The organism is Sphingomonas sp. M6A6_1c (assembly GCF_053345135.1).
In genome coordinates, this window is the sequence record NZ_JBKEZO010000001.1 from 78,132 (window position 1) to 92,714 (window position 14,583).

General features: G+C 68.6%; 15 protein-coding genes. 8 read left to right on the forward strand and 7 right to left on the reverse strand.

The genetic code is table 11. From position 1 onward, the window contains the following. Positions 1-4 precede the first annotated feature (4 nt). Positions 5-1,012 carry a tRNA dihydrouridine synthase DusB gene (gene dusB, locus ACLBWH_RS00340; RefSeq protein WP_322849307.1) on the reverse strand — a complete coding sequence of 336 codons (1,008 nt, stop codon included), beginning with the start codon at positions 1,010-1,012 and terminating at the stop codon, positions 5-7. A gap of 81 nt (positions 1,013-1,093) precedes the next feature. Between dusB and ACLBWH_RS00345 the strand changes: the two genes are divergently transcribed. From ACLBWH_RS00345 to ACLBWH_RS00355, 3 genes are read left to right on the forward strand one after another with little or no spacing between them, the layout of a single operon-like run. Further along, the gene (locus tag ACLBWH_RS00345) at positions 1,094-2,218 is read left to right on the forward strand and encodes a bifunctional 2-C-methyl-D-erythritol 4-phosphate cytidylyltransferase/2-C-methyl-D-erythritol 2,4-cyclodiphosphate synthase (RefSeq protein WP_322849306.1); all 1,125 of its coding nucleotides are present in this window, start codon (positions 1,094-1,096) and stop codon (positions 2,216-2,218) included. After that, positions 2,215-2,736, forward strand: coding sequence for a hypothetical protein (locus ACLBWH_RS00350; RefSeq protein ID WP_447795935.1), 522 nt, complete (start codon positions 2,215-2,217; stop codon positions 2,734-2,736). The genes ACLBWH_RS00345 and ACLBWH_RS00350 overlap by 4 nt, the downstream gene beginning before the upstream one ends. After that, positions 2,736-3,236 carry a CinA family protein gene (locus ACLBWH_RS00355; protein WP_322849304.1) on the forward strand — a complete coding sequence of 167 codons (501 nt, stop codon included), beginning with the start codon at positions 2,736-2,738 and terminating at the stop codon, positions 3,234-3,236. Before ACLBWH_RS00350 ends, ACLBWH_RS00355 begins: the two co-directional genes overlap by 1 nt. Here ACLBWH_RS00355 and ACLBWH_RS00360 read toward each other — a convergent pair. Both ACLBWH_RS00360 and lipA read right to left on the reverse strand, forming a co-directional pair. Beyond that, complete coding sequence (locus ACLBWH_RS00360) at positions 3,197-3,655, reverse strand: type II toxin-antitoxin system RatA family toxin (RefSeq protein WP_447795938.1); 459 nt, start codon at positions 3,653-3,655, stop codon at positions 3,197-3,199. The two genes, ACLBWH_RS00355 and ACLBWH_RS00360, sit on opposite strands and share 40 nt — an antisense overlap. Continuing rightward, positions 3,648-4,598, reverse strand: coding sequence for a lipoyl synthase (gene lipA, locus ACLBWH_RS00365; protein WP_322849302.1), 951 nt, complete (start codon positions 4,596-4,598; stop codon positions 3,648-3,650). Before lipA ends, ACLBWH_RS00360 begins: the two co-directional genes overlap by 8 nt. Before the next feature lie 139 nt (positions 4,599-4,737). Here lipA and ACLBWH_RS00370 point away from each other — a divergent pair, with 139 nt between their 5' ends. Continuing rightward, a complete protein-coding gene (locus ACLBWH_RS00370; protein ID WP_447795940.1) occupies positions 4,738-5,367 on the forward strand; it encodes a carbonic anhydrase in 630 nt (209 codons plus the stop codon). Positions 5,368-5,520: 153 nt separating this feature from the next. On the opposite strand, the gene ACLBWH_RS00375 is transcribed toward ACLBWH_RS00370, so the two are convergent. The 4 genes from ACLBWH_RS00375 to ACLBWH_RS00390 form a co-directional block, all read right to left on the reverse strand. Then, positions 5,521-6,039: a GNAT family N-acetyltransferase gene (locus ACLBWH_RS00375; protein WP_447795942.1), complete on the reverse strand. Its 519-nt coding sequence runs from the start codon at positions 6,037-6,039 to the stop codon at positions 5,521-5,523. Continuing rightward, a complete protein-coding gene (gene ndk, locus ACLBWH_RS00380; protein ID WP_037536422.1) occupies positions 6,039-6,461 on the reverse strand; it encodes a nucleoside-diphosphate kinase in 423 nt (140 codons plus the stop codon). Before ndk ends, ACLBWH_RS00375 begins: the two co-directional genes overlap by 1 nt. A 116-nt stretch (positions 6,462-6,577) precedes the next feature. Next, positions 6,578-7,018: a DNA polymerase III subunit chi gene (locus ACLBWH_RS00385; RefSeq protein ID WP_447795944.1), complete on the reverse strand. Its 441-nt coding sequence runs from the start codon at positions 7,016-7,018 to the stop codon at positions 6,578-6,580. A 332-nt stretch (positions 7,019-7,350) separates the two neighbouring features. Next, positions 7,351-8,823 (reverse strand): leucyl aminopeptidase, encoded by a 1,473-nt coding sequence (locus ACLBWH_RS00390; protein WP_447795946.1) that lies wholly within the window; start codon positions 8,821-8,823, stop codon positions 7,351-7,353. Between the two features lie 177 nt (positions 8,824-9,000). On the opposite strand from ACLBWH_RS00390, the gene ACLBWH_RS00395 reads away from it, so the two are divergent. The 4 genes from ACLBWH_RS00395 to rsmA all read left to right on the forward strand — a co-directional run bounded on the left by ACLBWH_RS00395 (position 9,001) and on the right by rsmA (position 14,499). Continuing rightward, the gene (locus ACLBWH_RS00395; protein WP_447796682.1) at positions 9,001-11,223 is read left to right on the forward strand and encodes an LPS-assembly protein LptD; all 2,223 of its coding nucleotides are present in this window, start codon (positions 9,001-9,003) and stop codon (positions 11,221-11,223) included. A 126-nt stretch (positions 11,224-11,349) separates the two neighbouring features. Further along, positions 11,350-12,669, forward strand: coding sequence for a peptidylprolyl isomerase (locus ACLBWH_RS00400; RefSeq protein ID WP_322849297.1), 1,320 nt, complete (start codon positions 11,350-11,352; stop codon positions 12,667-12,669). Position 12,670: 1 nt separating this feature from the next. Then, on the forward strand, positions 12,671-13,663 hold the full coding sequence (pdxA, locus tag ACLBWH_RS00405; RefSeq protein ID WP_322849296.1) for a 4-hydroxythreonine-4-phosphate dehydrogenase PdxA: 993 nt from the start codon (positions 12,671-12,673) through the stop codon (positions 13,661-13,663). Beyond that, positions 13,660-14,499, forward strand: coding sequence for a 16S rRNA (adenine(1518)-N(6)/adenine(1519)-N(6))-dimethyltransferase RsmA (rsmA, locus tag ACLBWH_RS00410; protein ID WP_447795949.1), 840 nt, complete (start codon positions 13,660-13,662; stop codon positions 14,497-14,499). Before pdxA ends, rsmA begins: the two co-directional genes overlap by 4 nt. Positions 14,500-14,583: the final 84 nt, after the last annotated feature.

Genomic DNA, 14,583 nt, shown 5'->3' on the forward strand with positions numbered 1-14,583 from the left:
CCGGTCAGGCGGCCTGCCGGATCGGCTGATCGCGATGCGGTGCGTAGAAATCGGTGAGCATGCGCTTCACGACGGCGGCGTCGGGCTGCTGGTTGACCGCGTTGCGGAATTCGGCGGAGCCGGTCAGCCCCTTGGTGTACCAGCCGATGTGCTTGCGCGCCATGTTGACGCCGGTGATGCTGCCATAATGATCGAGCATCGCGTCGTAATGTTCGATGATGACGCGATATTGTTCGTCGAGCGACGGGTCGGGCCGGCGGTTGCCCGTGGCGAGATAGTCCATCACCTGGCCGAGCAGCCACGGCCGGCCATAAGCGCCGCGGCCGATCATGATGCCGTCGGCGCCGGACTGGTCGAGCGCGGCGACGGCGTCGTCGATCGTGCAGATGTCGCCGTTGGCGATCACCGGAATCGTCACCGCATCCTTGACGGTGCGGATGAAGCGCCAGTCGGCCTGGCCCTTGTACATCTGGTTGCGGGTGCGGCCATGGACGGTGATGAGCTGCACGCCCAGATCCTGCGCGATGCGCGACAGCTCGGGGGCGTTGAGGCTGTCGAGGTCCCAGCCCATCCGCATCTTGAGCGTGACCGGCGCGCTGACCGCCTTGACCACCGCGTCGACGAGTTGCGCGGCGAGCTTGAGGTCGCGCATCAACGCCGAGCCGGCGTCGCCGTTGGTGACCTTGCGGACCGGGCAGCCCATGTTGATGTCGATGATCGCGGCGCCGCGGTCCTCGGCGAGCTTCGCCGCCTCGGCCATCTCATAAGGGGTGCAGCCGACGAGCTGCATCGAGACCGGCTCCTCCGACAGGTGCCATGCCGCTTTCTGGAGCGACTGGCGCGTCTCGCGGATCGCCGCCTGGCTGGCGATCATCTCGGTGACGTTGAGGCCGGAGCCGTAGCGGCGCACGAGCGTGCGGAACGGCATGTCGGTGACGCCGGTCATCGGCGCCAGGACGACGGGATGGTCGATCCGCACGGGACCGATCTGAATGGGCGTGAGAGCTGCCATGATCTGCCTGAAAATTGGGCATCTCCCTAGCGGCTTGCGGGGGTGCTGGCAAGGTTGCGGGCGGGCGGCTAGAGCGGCGCGATGACGGATCGACCTTCGACGACCGCGCTGATCGTGGCGGCGGGCAGCGGCACGCGGGCGGGCGGTGCGCTGCCCAAACAATATGCCGTGGTGGCGGGCAAGCCACTCGTCGCGCATGCCTATGCCGCCTTCGCCGCGCATCCGGCGGTGGACGAGGTGGTGGTGGTGATCGCGCCCGGTGCCGAAGCGCTGGCGCTGGCGGCATTGGGCGGCGTGCGCACCGTGGTCGGCGGCGCGACGCGGCGCGAGTCGGTGGCGCGCGGGCTCGCCGCCGTCACCGGCGCGCGCGTGCTGGTCCATGATGCGGCGCGGCCGTTCGTGCCGGCGGCGGTGATCGACCGGGTGCTGGCGGCGCTCGACGGGGCGGAGGCGGCGATGCCAGTGCTGGCGGTGGCGGATACGCTGGTGCGCGACGGCGCGGTGGTGCCGCGCGACGGGCTGGCGCGGGTGCAGACGCCGCAGGGGTTCCGCGTCGCAGCGCTGCGCGCGGCGCATGCCGGCTGGCCGGCGGGCGACGAGGCGACCGACGACGCGCAGATGGTGCGGCGGCTTGGCGGGAGCGTCGCTTTGGTGCAGGGCGATGCGATGCTCGATAAGGTAACGCATCCAGAGGATTTCGCCGCCGCAGAGGCCCGTGTGACCTGGGAGACGCGCAGCGCGTCGGGGTTCGACGTGCATCGGCTGGAGGCGGGCGAGGAATTGTGGCTCGGCGGGGTGCTGATCCCGCACGACAAGGGTTTGTCGGGGCATAGCGACGCCGACGTCGGGCTGCACGCGCTGACCGACGCCTTGCTCGGGACGATCGCGGCGGGGGATATCGGGACGCATTTCCCGCCCTCTGACCCGCAATGGAAGGGCGCGGATTCGGCGCAATTCCTGCAGCATGCGGCGCGGCTGATCGCCGACAAGGGCGGGCGGATCGACTTCGTCGACCTGACGCTGATCTGCGAGGCGCCCAAGATCGGGCCGCATCGCGAGGCGATGCGCGCGCGGATCGGCGCGTTGCTCGGATTGCGCGAGGATCGGGTGAGCATCAAGGCGACGACGACCGAACGGCTCGGCTTCACCGGCCGCGGCGAGGGGATCGCCGCACAGGCGGTGGCGACCGTGAGCCTGCCGCGATGAGGGCGCTGATCGCGATCGTCGCGTTGCTCGCCGCTTCGTCGGCCGAGGCGCAGACGCGCTGCATCACCACGCCCGAGGCGGAGGCGATGACCCTGGTGGCGCTGCCCGACATCATCCAGCAGACCGGGATCATCTGCACGACGCGCCTGCCCTCCTCCAGCCTGATCCGGCGCACCGACAGCGAGTTTCTCGATCGCTATCGCGACGCTGCCGACCGGGCGTGGCCGAATGCGCGGGCGGCGATCGTCAAACTGTCGGATCCGATGATCGATACGCTGCTCCAGTCGGAGTTCGCGCGGCCGCTGCTCACCGCGGCGCTGGCGCCGCTGCTCGTCGGGCGGATCAACCCGGCGGATTGCGCGACGATCGACCGGTTCGTCACGCAGCTCGCGCCGCTGCCGCCGCAGAACACCGCGGCGGTGATCGTCACCACCCTGCGCTATTTCAAGGGCGAGAAGGCCAAGGGCAAGGCGATCGCGGTGCCCGACCTGCCTCTTTGTCCGGAGGGCCAACGCTGATGGATACGGTGCTTCCCCGCGAGCTGATCGAGGCCGCGACGAAGGTGGTCGAGGCGAACCGTGCCGCCGGTCGGACGATCGCGGTGGCGGAGAGCTGCACCGGGGGGCTGGTCGCCGCGGCGATCACCGAGGTGCCGGGCTCGTCCGACGTGTTCGGCGCGGGCTTCGTCACCTATTCGAACGATGCCAAGATGAAGCTGCTCAAGGTCAACAGCGACGTGCTGGAGACGTTCGGCGCGGTATCGATCGCGGTGGCGTGGAGCATGGCGCAGGGCGCGCTCGCCAATAGCGGTGCCGATGTTGCGGTGGCGATCACCGGGGTCGCCGGGCCGGGCGGCGGATCGATCAAGAAGCCGGTCGGCACCGTCGTGTTCGCCCGCGCCGAAAAAGGCGGCGATCCCTCGGACGTCCACGCCGATCGCAAGGCGTTCGGCGACCTGGGGCGCGGCGGTATCCGGCTTCAGGCGGCGCTGGTCGCGCTGGAATTGCTGCTGCCGTAGAGGATTTTGGCGCGATCCTCGAACGCACCGATCATCCGGCGCAGCGCGACGCCGAACACCTGCCCCGCCAGCATCTCGAACATCCGGTTCTTGAATTGGAAATCGACCGCGAAATCGACCGCGCAGCCACCCTCTTCGGCACGGAACCGCCAGTCGTTGTGGAGGTATTTGAGCGGACCGTCGACATATTCGACGTGGATCGTCTCGGCGCGCGTCTTCTCGACCTTCGAGGTGAAGGTCTCGCGCAGGCCCTTGAAGCCGACGATCATGTCGGCGAGCGTCGCGGTGTCGCTGTCCTGGCGCACGCGCATCGCGCTGACCCAGGGCAGGAACTCCGGGTAGCGCTTCACGTCGGCAACCATGTCGAACATCTGCTCGGGGGTGTAGGGCAGATGGCGCGTTTCGGAATGTTTAGGCACGGACGCTCGCGGTTTGCGGCACCGCGCTCTGGGCAAGCTTGGCGGCACGGGCATCGCGCATCTTGGCGAAATCGTCGCCGGCGTGATAGCTCGACCGGGTCAGCGGCGACGAGGCGACCAGCAGGAAGCCCTTGGCGCGTGCGATCGCGGCATAGCTGTCGAACGCCTTGGGTGTGACGAATTCGGCGACCTTGGCGTGCCGCGGCGTCGGCTGGAGATACTGGCCCATCGTCAGGAAATCGATGTCGGCGGAGCGCATGTCGTCCATCACCTGATGCACTTCGAGCCGCTGCTCGCCGAGGCCGAGCATGACGCCCGACTTGGTGAAGATCGACGGGTCGAGCTTCTTGACGCTCTCCAGCAGGCGGATCGAGGCGTAATAGCGCGCGCCGGGGCGGATCGTCGGGTAGAGCCGCGGTACCGTCTCGAGATTGTGGTTGTAGACGTCCGGCCGTGCCGCGACGATCGCCTCGACCGCAGCCTCGTGCTTGTTGCGGAAATCGGGGGTAAGGATCTCGATCGTCGTGCGCGGGTTGGAGCGACGGATCGCCTCGATCACCTTAACGAACTGCTTGGCACCGCCGTCGGGCAGGTCGTCGCGATCGACCGAGGTGACGACGATATGTTCGAGGCCCATCTGCGCCGCGGCGTCCGCGACGTTATTGGGTTCCATCGGATCGACCGCGCGGGGCATGCCGGTCTTGACGTTGCAGAAGGCGCAGGCGCGCGTACAGGTGTCGCCGAGGATCATCACAGTCGCATGCTTCTTCGACCAGCATTCGCCGATGTTCGGGCACGCCGCCTCTTCGCAGACGGTGGTGAGGCTTTTCGAACGCATCAGTTCGCGCGTCGCGGCGAACCCGGCGCTGGTCGGCGCCTTGACGCGAATCCAGTCGGGCTTGCGCAGGCGTTCGGGACGGGCGAGCGGGGTCATCTCGTTCATGATCCGCGAGATAGCGACTCCGTCGTTTGTGAACAACCGCCATGCCGTTTGTGAAGAAGCTTTGCCGTGCGACGGAAGGGGGGACCCTGCCCGCAAAGATGCGTTATACCAGCCGAAACGGACAGATAACGGAGGTACAATGACCGATTTCGCCGACATGGTCGAAGGCTATCGCCGGTTCCGCGCCAAGGGCTGGACCGAGCAGCGCGAACGCTGGAGCCAGCTCAGCCAGGGACAGGACCCCAAGGTCATGGTGGTCGCCTGTTCCGACAGCCGCGTCGATCCGATGCAGATCTTCGACGTCGCGCCGGGCGAGATCTTCACGGTGCGCAACGTCGCCAACCTCGTACCGCCGTTCGAAACCACGAAGGGCTATCACGGCGTCTCCGCCGCGGTCGAATTCGCGGTGACGCAGCTCGAGGTGCCCGAGGTGGTGGTGATGGGCCATGCGTCGTGCGGCGGCTGCGCGGCGGCACTGTCGGGCGGGTTCAAGGACAGCAAGCCCGGCGAAGGCGGCTTCATCTCCGACTGGGTCGGGCTCCTCGACGGCGGGCGCGACAAGGTGAAGGCGAAGTTCGGCGATGGCGCGGACGCCAAGCGCGAGCTGGAGCATGAGGCGGTGCGGGTCAGCATCGCGAACCTGCGCACCTTCCCGTTCGTCGCCGAGCGCGAGGCGGCGGGCAAGCTCAAGCTGCGCGGCGCGTATTTCGCGATCGCCGACGGGCAGTTGCATGTGATGGACGAGGACGGGGTGTTCGCACCGGCGTGATCGGGCGATCCCGTCCTCCCCCGCAAAGGGGAGGTAGGACGCCTAAGGCGTGACGGAGGGGAGGACGGGGCGGAGCCCCACGATCAGGCTCCCGCCCTTTCCTCTCCCTCCGTCAGCGCTTTGCGCTGACACCTCCCCCTGGCGGGGGATGATTTAGAGGGGGCGTGCGTAGATGAAATCGTCGTGGAGCGTCGCGCCGACTTGGTACTGGCGACGGCCAGCGACGGTGAAGCCCTGCCGTTCGTAGAAGCGCCGCGCGCGATCGTTGCCGCCGTAGACGCCCAGCAGCATGCGGGTCCTGCCCATCGCCCGCGCATCGTCGAACGCGCGCACGATCAGCGCCGGCCCGAGCCCGGTGCCGTACGCCACCGGCAGCGTGTAGATGCGGCGGAGTTCGATATCGCCCGCCCCGATCGCGAGCGGCAGGTCGGGGGTGGTGAGCAGCGTATAACCGATCGGCGCAGCGCCATCGGGATGCTCGGCCAGCGTCACGACGCTGGCGGCATCGGCGGCCCAGTCGGCGAAGCGGTCGGCCGAACTGTTCTTCGCGACATGCGCGACGATGTCGGCACCGTCGAGGATGCCGGCGAAGGTGGTGAGGAAGCTCGCGGCCGCCACCAATGCGACCGCGGGCGCATCCTCCGGGGACGCGCGCCGCAGCCGCCAGGTCATCAGCCGACGATCTCTTCGGGCTTGAAGAAATAGGCGATCTCGATCTCGGCATTCTCGTCCGAGTCCGAACCGTGGACGGTGTTCGCCTCGATCGATTCGGCGAGTTCCTTGCGGATCGTGCCGGGCTCGGCGTTCGCCGGGTTGGTGGCGCCCATGATGTCGCGGTTGCGCTGCATGGCATTCTCGCCCTCGAGCACCTGCACGACGACCGGGCCGGAGATCATGAAGCTGACGAGGTCGTTGAAGAACGGCCGCTCGCGGTGGACGGCATAGAAGCCCTCGGCCTGCTCGCGGGTCATCTGGATGCGCTTCGAAGCGACGACGCGCAGGCCGGCCTCTTCGAGCATCTTGGTGACCGCACCGGTCAGGTTGCGGCGGGTGGCATCGGGCTTGATGATCGAAAAGGTACGGTTCGCGGCCATGATGGTCACGGGCTCCTGTTTTGGGCGGTCGGGAAGTGGCGCCGCCCTAGTCGGGGGGCGCCATGTTTGCAACCGCTTCGGCTGGGCGGCGTGACGGGTCCGCGGCGGTGCGCCGATCAGGCCGCCTGTTCCCAGCGGCCGGCGTCGTTCTGCTTCCAATAGCGGCGTTCAACGCCGTCGCGGCCGCCGAGCGCGCGCCACGCGTCGCGGGCGGGACGGATGAATTCATCTTCGAAGAAGTGGAAGGCGCGGTCGAAGTCCAGCGCGGCATCGCGCCATTCGCCGTCGACCAGGGCGACGTAGCGGGCGTCGTTGGCGGCGCGGACCTCGGGCGTGATGAGGATCGGCTGGCGCGCGTCGTCGCCCGCGCCGAGCTGGGCGTGCGGTAGGAAGCTGTCGGGACGATAGACCCACAGCAACCGGTCGAGCTCGGCGCGTTGCTCGTCGCGGGCGCTGACGATCAGCAGCCGGTTGCCGGTCTCGACCACCTTCGTGGCGATCTGCGGCAGCGCGCGGTCGAGCGGGGTGGCGGTGAGATGGTAGAAGTCGACCTGCATCGCGACGGGGTAGCGTGGCGGTGCGGCGGCGTCACCCCTTGCGGTGACGCGTGCGTGGGGTGGTTCTTGGTTGGGTGTGGAGCCACGGCGGCCGCTCGAAGGTCCCACCCCTTCAGCAGAACTATCGCATATGCGAATCCGGGTAATTGAATGCGTTTTCAAACGCGCTTCGTCACCCCGGGCTTGCCCCGGGGTCCCGCTTCTACCGACGGTATGGAGAAGCGGGATGCCGGATCAGGTCCGGCGTGACGGAGGATGTAAGGACCGTCACGACGTCCCAATCATCGATATGCAATAGCCCCGCCCCTTTCGGGGAAGGGCGGAACCCGCGGTCAGCGCTCGAAATGGTCGGCGATGGCGCGGTCGAGGAGGCGGACGCCGTAGCCGGTGGCGCCCTTGTCGTAGGTCGCGCCGGCCTTGTCGCTCCACACCATGCCGGCGATGTCGAGATGCGCCCAGGCGACGCCCTCGTCGACGAAGCGCTGGATGAACTGTGCCGCGGTGATCGAGCCGGCGCCGCGCGGGCCGACGTTCTTCATGTCGGCGATCGGCGAATCGATCAGCTTGTTGTAGGCGTCCGACAACGGGAAGCGCCACAATTTGTCGCCCGTCGCGAGGCCGGCGGCGAGCAACGTGTCGGCGAGGCCGTCGTCGTTGGCGAAGACGCCGCCATATTCGTTGCCGAGGCTGACGATCATCGCGCCGGTCAGCGTGGCGAGATCGATGATCGTCTTCGGGCGGAAGGTCTTCTGCGTCCAGGTGATCGCGTCGGCGAGCACCAGCCGGCCCTCGGCGTCGGTGTTGAGGATCTCGATCGTCTGGCCGGACATCGAGGTGACGACGTCGCCGGGACGCTGTGCGTTGCCGTCGGGCATGTTCTCGACGAGGCCCATCACGCCGACGACGTTGAGCTTCGCCTTACGCGCGGCGAGCGCCTTCATCGTGCCGGCGACCGCGCCGGCGCCGCCCATGTCCCACTTCATGTCTTCCATGCCCGCGCCGGGCTTGAGCGAGATGCCGCCGGTGTCGAAGGTGACGCCCTTGCCGACCAGCGCCAGCGTCGGATCGCCCTCGCCCGCGCCGTTCCACTTGAGCGCGAGGATGCGCGCCTCGCGCACCGAGCCCTGGCTGACACCGAGCAGCGCGCCCATGCCCAATTCGGCCATCTCCGCCTCGTCGACGGTGACGATCTCGAGCCCCAGGCCTTCGACGCTGGCGCGGACCTGCTCGACGAAGCTTTCGGGATATAGGATGTTGGGCGGTGCGGCGACGAGGTTGCGGGTGAGTTCGAGGCCCTGGGTGACCGCATGCTGCGCCGCCCAGGCGGCATCGGTGTCGGCGGGGGCGCCGACGACGGTCAGCGTGGCGAGCGTCGCCTTCTGCTTGTCGGGCAGCTTGGTGCGATACTGGTCGAAGCGCCAGGCGCGCTGCGCGGCGGCGGCGGCGAAGCGCGCGGCGGCCTTCGCCGTCGGGCTGGCGGCGGACAGGTCCGCGGTGACGTCGGTGGCGCCGGAGGTGAGCAATCTGGCGACCAGCGCGCCGCCCGCCTTCTCCCAATCCGCCTCGCCATTGGCGCCGACGCCGAGCAGCAGCACCTGCCGCGTGGCGTCGCCCTCGGCAACGAACAGCTCGACGATCGCGCCGGCCTCGCCATCGAAGCGCGCGGCGCGCGCCGCGGCGGTGGCGAGCGCCTGATGCCCGTCGCCGAGCCCCGCCCAGCTGGCGCGGCCGGCGAGATCCTTTTCGATCGGCAGCGCGAGGATCGCAGGGGCAGTGGTAGCGGCGGACGAGAAGGCGATCTGCATGTAGGGTGACTTCCTGGGACGAGAACAGGCGCATGATCTAAGGTCGCCGGGCGGCAAGCACAACGATTGCAGCGCCGCGCGGGTGATGCGATAGGCGGGCGTGGGGTGCGGCGCCGTTCAGGGCGGGGCCGGCCACGCCGAAAGGGTATTCGGATAATCGTGTTGCGTTTCGACCTTATGGCCGGCTGTGCGCTCGCCGCGGCGCTGCTCGTCGCACCGGCGGCGGCGCAGGATCTGCAGAACCGCCCGGTCGCGCCGCCGCCGGCGAGCGATCCCGCGCTGGCGACGCCCGCGGCTGACGATCAGGTGCAGTTCAGCGCCGGCAGCCTCGACTATGACAGCAACGCCGACATGGTGACCGCGCTCGACGAGGTGCGGATGTTCCGCCAGGGCGACCGGCTGCGCGCCGACAAGGTGGTGTGGAACCGCAAGACCGGCAAGGTCGTCGCGACCGGCAACATCGCCGTCACCAACCCGCAGGGCGACGTCGCCTACGGCGATTCGATCGAGCTGACCGATTCGCTGAAGGACGGAATCGTCCAGAACATGCTGGTCGTGCTCGAACAGGGCGGGCGGATGGCGGCGGAGCGCGGCACGCGCCACACCGACGGCTCGATGCAGCTCGACAAGGCGGCCTATACGCCGTGCGCGGTGCAGACCTCCGAGGGCTGTCCCAAGACGCCGTCGTGGCAGATCACCGCGGTGCGGATCACCTATCGCCCCGATCGCGAGCGCGTCTATTTCGGCGGCGGGCAATTCCATCTGTTCGGCTTGCCGGCGCTCCCCCTGCCCGCCTTCTCGATGCCGGTCGGCGGCGGTTCGGAAAGCGGCTTGCTCGCGCCCGACCTCCAGCTCGACCGGGTCAACGGGCTCGAACTGGTGACGCCTTATTATTTCCGGCTGGCGCCCAACAAGGGGCTGACGCTCACCCCGCACGTCTTCTCCGCGGTGCTGCCGATGATGCAGGCGCGCTACGAGGCGCTGGGCACCAACGGCGCCTTCCAGGTGACCGGCTACGTCACCGAGAGTCGGCGCAGCGACGATCTCAACACGGTGACGCCGACCGATACCGAGCGCGCGTTCCGCGGCTATATCGACGGCATCGCGCGCTACCAACTGACCCCCAATTGGGGCGTCAGCGGATCGGCGCGGATCGCCAGCGACCGCACCTTCCTGCGCCGCTACGACATTTCGCGCGACGACCGGCTGCGCACCACCGCCTCGCTCGAGCGGATCGATCCCAACACCTATTTCGCGCTGACCGGCTGGTACATCCAGACGCTGCGCGTCAACGATCCGCAGGGCAATCAGCCGATCGCGCTGCCCGAGATGGATTTCCGCAGGCGGATCGATCTCGCCGGCGGCAAATTGCAATTGCAGGCCAATACGCTGGCAATCACCCGCACCGAGGGGCAGGATACGCAGCGCGCGTTCGTCGCCGGGCAATGGGACCTCAGGCGGCTGACCAATTGGGGCCAGGAGGTGACGTTCACCGCTTATGCCCGAGCCGACGCCTACAACACGCACAATTCGCTGCTAACCTCGGTCGCCAGCTATCGCGGCGTCGACGGCTTCCAGGCGCGCGCGATCGGCGCGTTGGCGGCGGACATCAAATGGCCGTTCGTCGGCGAATTCCTCGGCGGCACGCAGCGGCTGACGCCGCGGTTGCAGATCGTCGCCAGCCCCAAGGTCGCCAATCTCGACGTTCCCAACGAGGATGCGCGCGCGGTCGACCTGGAAGATTCGAACCTCTTCGCGCTCAACCGTTTCGCCGGCTACGATCGCTGGGAGGACAGCAGCCGCGCGACCTACGGCGCGGAATGGGCGGTGGCGGTGCCCGGCGTGACCTTCGACACGGTGATCGGCCAGAGCTATCGCCTGTCGGAACGTCCGACGATCCTGCCGAGCGGCACCGGGCTCAGCGACCGTTTCTCCGACTTCGTCGGGCGCACGACGTTGCGCATCCGCGACTTCGTTTCGATCATCCACCGCTACCGGCTCGACAAGGACGGCTTTGCGGTGCGCCGCAACGAGGTGGATGCGACGGTCGGGTCGCGCTCGACCTATATCCTCGCCGGTTATCTGCGGCTCAACCGCAACATCTTCCCGGCGATCGAGGATCTGCAGGATCGCGAGGAGGTGCGGCTCGCCGGCCGGGTGCAGTTCGCGCGCTTCTGGTCGGTGTTCGGCTCGACCGTCATCGATCTCACCGATCGCAGCGAGGACCCGCAGTCGCTATCCGACGGCTTCGATCCGATCCGCCACCGGCTCGGTGTCCAATATGAGGACGACTGCCTGCGGCTCGGCATGACCTGGCGGCGCGATTATCAGGATACCGGCGATGCACGCTCGGGTAACAGCTTCCTGTTGACGCTGGCCTTGACCAACCTCGGTCGCTAAGCCGCAGTTCAGATGGATCGGGGCATGACCGGAACAGGCGCCGTGCCCGATGCGCGACGCCGAGCTTTGGGGTAACGGAAGAACGTGACGCAGAACAATCGACGCAGCGCCCGGATCGGTCGCACCATGAGCTGGCTCGCGCTGGCGGCGATCGCCACCGGCGCGGTGGCGCAGACGGTGCCCGACCAGCAGGTGCCCGAGACCAACCTCAACATCCCCACCAATTTGCAGATCTTCGGCAAGCTCGATCCCAACGTGCGCAAGCCGACCGCGATCGTCAACGACACGGTCATCACCGGCACCGACGTCGACCAACGGCTGGCGCTCACCGTCTTCAACAACGGCGGCCGCGGACCGGCGGCGGAGCAGATCGACGAATTCAAGCTGCAGATCCTGCGCCAGCTGATCGACGAGACGCTGGAGATCCAGGAGGCGAAGACCGCCGAGATCACCGTCACCGCGGCGGAGCTCGACCAGAGCGAGGCGGGCCTCGCCAAGCGGTTCAACATGACCGTGCCGCAATTGCGCGTCGCACTGCGCAAGGCGGGATCGTCGGAGCGGTCGCTGCGCCGGGCGATCGAGGGCGAACTTGCCTGGAGCCGCTATCTGCGCCGCAAGATCGAGCCGTTCGTCAACGTCGGCGACGAAGAGGTGAGCGCGATCCAGAAGCGGATCGAGGCGTCGCGCGGCACCGAGGAATACAATCTGCGCGAGATCTACCTGAGCGCCAACGACGGCAACCGTGCCGAGGTGTTCGCCAAGGCCAAGCAGATCATCGGCGAGATCCAGAAGGCGCAGCAGCCGTTCGAATTGTTCGCGCGCAATTATTCGGAGGCCTCGACGCGCGGCGTCGGTGGCGATCTCGGCTGGATCCGGCTGGTGACGCTGCCGCAGCCGCTCGCCGATGCGGCGCAGCAGATGCAGGTCGGCCAGGTCGCCGGTCCCGTCGAAACGCCGGGCGGCTTCTCGATCCTCTATCTCACCGACAAGCGGACGATCGGTGCCGCCGATCCGCGCGATGCGCGGCTCAGCCTGAAGCAGCTCACCGTCGGCTTCCCCGCCGGCACGACGCAGGCGCAGGCGCAGGTGCGCGCCGCGACCTTCGCCAAGACGGTCCAGTCGATCCAGGGCTGCGGCACGGTCGAGAAGGTCGCCGCGACGATCGGTGCCGAAGTGGTCGACAACGATTCGGTCCGCATCCGCGACCTGCCGCCGCAGCTGCAGGAAATCCTGCTCAAGCTGCAGGTCGGTCAGGCGACCCCGCCGTTCGGTTCGCCGACCGAGGGCGTGCGCGCGCTGGTGCTCTGCGGCCGCGACGATCCGCAGCAATCGGCGGTGCCGGGCGCGGCGCAGATCCAGGGCCAGCTCGAACAGCAGCGCGTCAACCTGCGTGCGCAGAGCAAGCTGCGCGATCTGCGGCGCGATGCGGTCATCGAGTATCGTTGACATGAGCCAGGCGCCGCTCGCGATCACGATGGGCGATCCCGCCGGGATCGGGCCGGAGATCGTCGCCAAGAGCTGGGCGGTGCGGGCGCTGCGCAGCCTGCCGCATTTCGCGCTGGTCGGCGATCCCGCGGCGGTGCGGCGGGTGTGGAGCGGCCCGGTCGAGGCGATCAACGATCTCGATCAAGCCGCGGCGGTGTTCGACCGTGCGCTGCCCGTGCTGGCGATCGGCGATGCCGGACCGGTGACGCCGGGCACGCCAGAGGTCGGCGGCGCACGGGCGGCATTACAGGCGCTGGAACGGTCGATCGCGCTGGTACGCAGCGGCGCGGCGCGGGCGCTGGTCACCGGCCCGGTATCAAAGGCGCAATTGTACGGCATCGGCTTCAACCATCCCGGCCAGACCGAATTCGTCGCGGAGCGCTGCGGCATCGCCGCGGAGGATGCGGTGATGATGCTTGCCGGGCCCAGCCTGCGCGTCGTGCCGATGACGGTGCACGTACCGCTGGCGCAGGTGCCCTCGCTGCTGTCGGTCGAGCTGATCGTCGCCAAGGGCCGCGCCACGGCGCTGGGGCTGACCCGCGACTTCGGTATCGCCGCGCCGCGGCTCGCCTTTGCGGGGCTCAACCCGCATGCCGGCGAAGGCGGTGCGATCGGCCGCGAGGAGATCGACATCCTCGCACCGGCGATCGCGCAGATGCGGGCGGAAGGGATCGACGCGACCGGGCCGTTCCCGGCGGACACGCTGTTCCACGCGCGCGCCCGCGCCGGTTATGACGCGGTGCTGTGCTGCTACCACGATCAGGCGCTGGTGCCGATCAAGACGCTGCATTTCGACGAGGGCGTCAACATGACGCTGGGCCTGCCGATCGTGCGCACCTCCCCCGACCACGGCACCGCCTTCGGCATCGCCGGCCGCGACGAGGCGCATCCCGGCGCGATGATCGCGGCGATCGCGCTGGCGGGTCAGGCGGCGGACCGGCGCGCGCGGGCATGACCGACGCACCCGCGGGCGGCAAGCTGCCGCCCCTGCGCGAGGTGATCGCGCGCTACGGCCTCAACGCCAGCAAGGCGCTGGGCCAGAATTTCCTCTTCGACGGCCAGTTGCTGGCGCGGATCGCGGCGGTGCCGGGCGATCTGCATGGTGCCGAGGTGTTGGAGGTCGGGCCGGGGCCGGGCGGACTGACGCGCGCGCTGCTCGCCGCGGGGGCGAGCGTCACCGCGATCGAGCGCGACCGGCGGTGCATTCCGGCGCTGGCGGAGCTGGGCGAGGCCTATCCCGGCAAGCTGCGCGTGATCGAGGGCGACGCGCTGGAAGTGGATGCACCGTCGCTGTTCGCGGGGCGGCCGCATATCGTCTCCAATCTGCCCTATAACGTCGGTACCGCGTTGCTGGTCGGCTGGCTCACCGCCGAGTGGCAGCCGTGGTGGCAGTCGTGCACGCTGATGTTCCAGAGGGAGGTCGCCGAGCGGATCGTCGCATCGGCCAACGACGATGCCTACGGGCGGCTGGCGGTGCTGAGCCAATGGCGATCGTCCGCGCGGATCGCGATGCCGGTGCACCGCTCCGCCTTCACCCCGCCACCCAAGGTGATGTCCGCGGTGGTGCATATCGTGCCGGGCGAGGCGCCCGAGGGCGTCGCGGTGCGCGTGCTGGAGCGGATCACCGCGGCGGCGTTCGGCCAGCGGCGCAAGATGCTGCGGCAGAGCCTGAAGGGCGTGCCGGGGGCATTGGCCGGGCTCGAGCAGATCGGGATCGATCCGACGCGGCGGGCGGAGACGGTGAGCGTCGCGGAATTCGTCGCGCTGGCGCGGGTGGTCGGCGAGGGCTGAGCGAACGAGGCGGCTCGTACAGGCCTGCTTCGTTGCCTGAAAACCGAGCCTTTCCGGCATTCCATTCCTCCCCGGCACGGGGAG

Coding starts and splice junctions, on each gene's coding strand:
- ndk (WP_037536422.1), bottom strand. CDS start 6,461: ATGGCCGCGAACCGTACCTTTTCGATCATCAAGCCCGATGCCACCCGC.
- lipA (WP_322849302.1), bottom strand. CDS start 4,598: ATGAACGAGATGACCCCGCTCGCCCGTCCCGAACGCCTGCGCAAGCCC.
- ACLBWH_RS00350 (WP_447795935.1), top strand. CDS start 2,215: ATGAGGGCGCTGATCGCGATCGTCGCGTTGCTCGCCGCTTCGTCGGCC.
- rsmA (WP_447795949.1), top strand. CDS start 13,660: ATGACCGACGCACCCGCGGGCGGCAAGCTGCCGCCCCTGCGCGAGGTG.
- dusB (WP_322849307.1), bottom strand. CDS start 1,012: ATGGCAGCTCTCACGCCCATTCAGATCGGTCCCGTGCGGATCGACCAT.
- ACLBWH_RS00345 (WP_322849306.1), top strand. CDS start 1,094: ATGACGGATCGACCTTCGACGACCGCGCTGATCGTGGCGGCGGGCAGC.
- ACLBWH_RS00385 (WP_447795944.1), bottom strand. CDS start 7,018: ATGCAGGTCGACTTCTACCATCTCACCGCCACCCCGCTCGACCGCGCG.
- pdxA (WP_322849296.1), top strand. CDS start 12,671: ATGAGCCAGGCGCCGCTCGCGATCACGATGGGCGATCCCGCCGGGATC.
- ACLBWH_RS00400 (WP_322849297.1), top strand. CDS start 11,350: ATGAGCTGGCTCGCGCTGGCGGCGATCGCCACCGGCGCGGTGGCGCAG.
- ACLBWH_RS00370 (WP_447795940.1), top strand. CDS start 4,738: ATGACCGATTTCGCCGACATGGTCGAAGGCTATCGCCGGTTCCGCGCC.
- ACLBWH_RS00390 (WP_447795946.1), bottom strand. CDS start 8,823: ATGCAGATCGCCTTCTCGTCCGCCGCTACCACTGCCCCTGCGATCCTC.
- ACLBWH_RS00375 (WP_447795942.1), bottom strand. CDS start 6,039: ATGACCTGGCGGCTGCGGCGCGCGTCCCCGGAGGATGCGCCCGCGGTC.
- ACLBWH_RS00395 (WP_447796682.1), top strand. CDS start 9,001: ATGGCCGGCTGTGCGCTCGCCGCGGCGCTGCTCGTCGCACCGGCGGCG.
- ACLBWH_RS00355 (WP_322849304.1), top strand. CDS start 2,736: ATGGATACGGTGCTTCCCCGCGAGCTGATCGAGGCCGCGACGAAGGTG.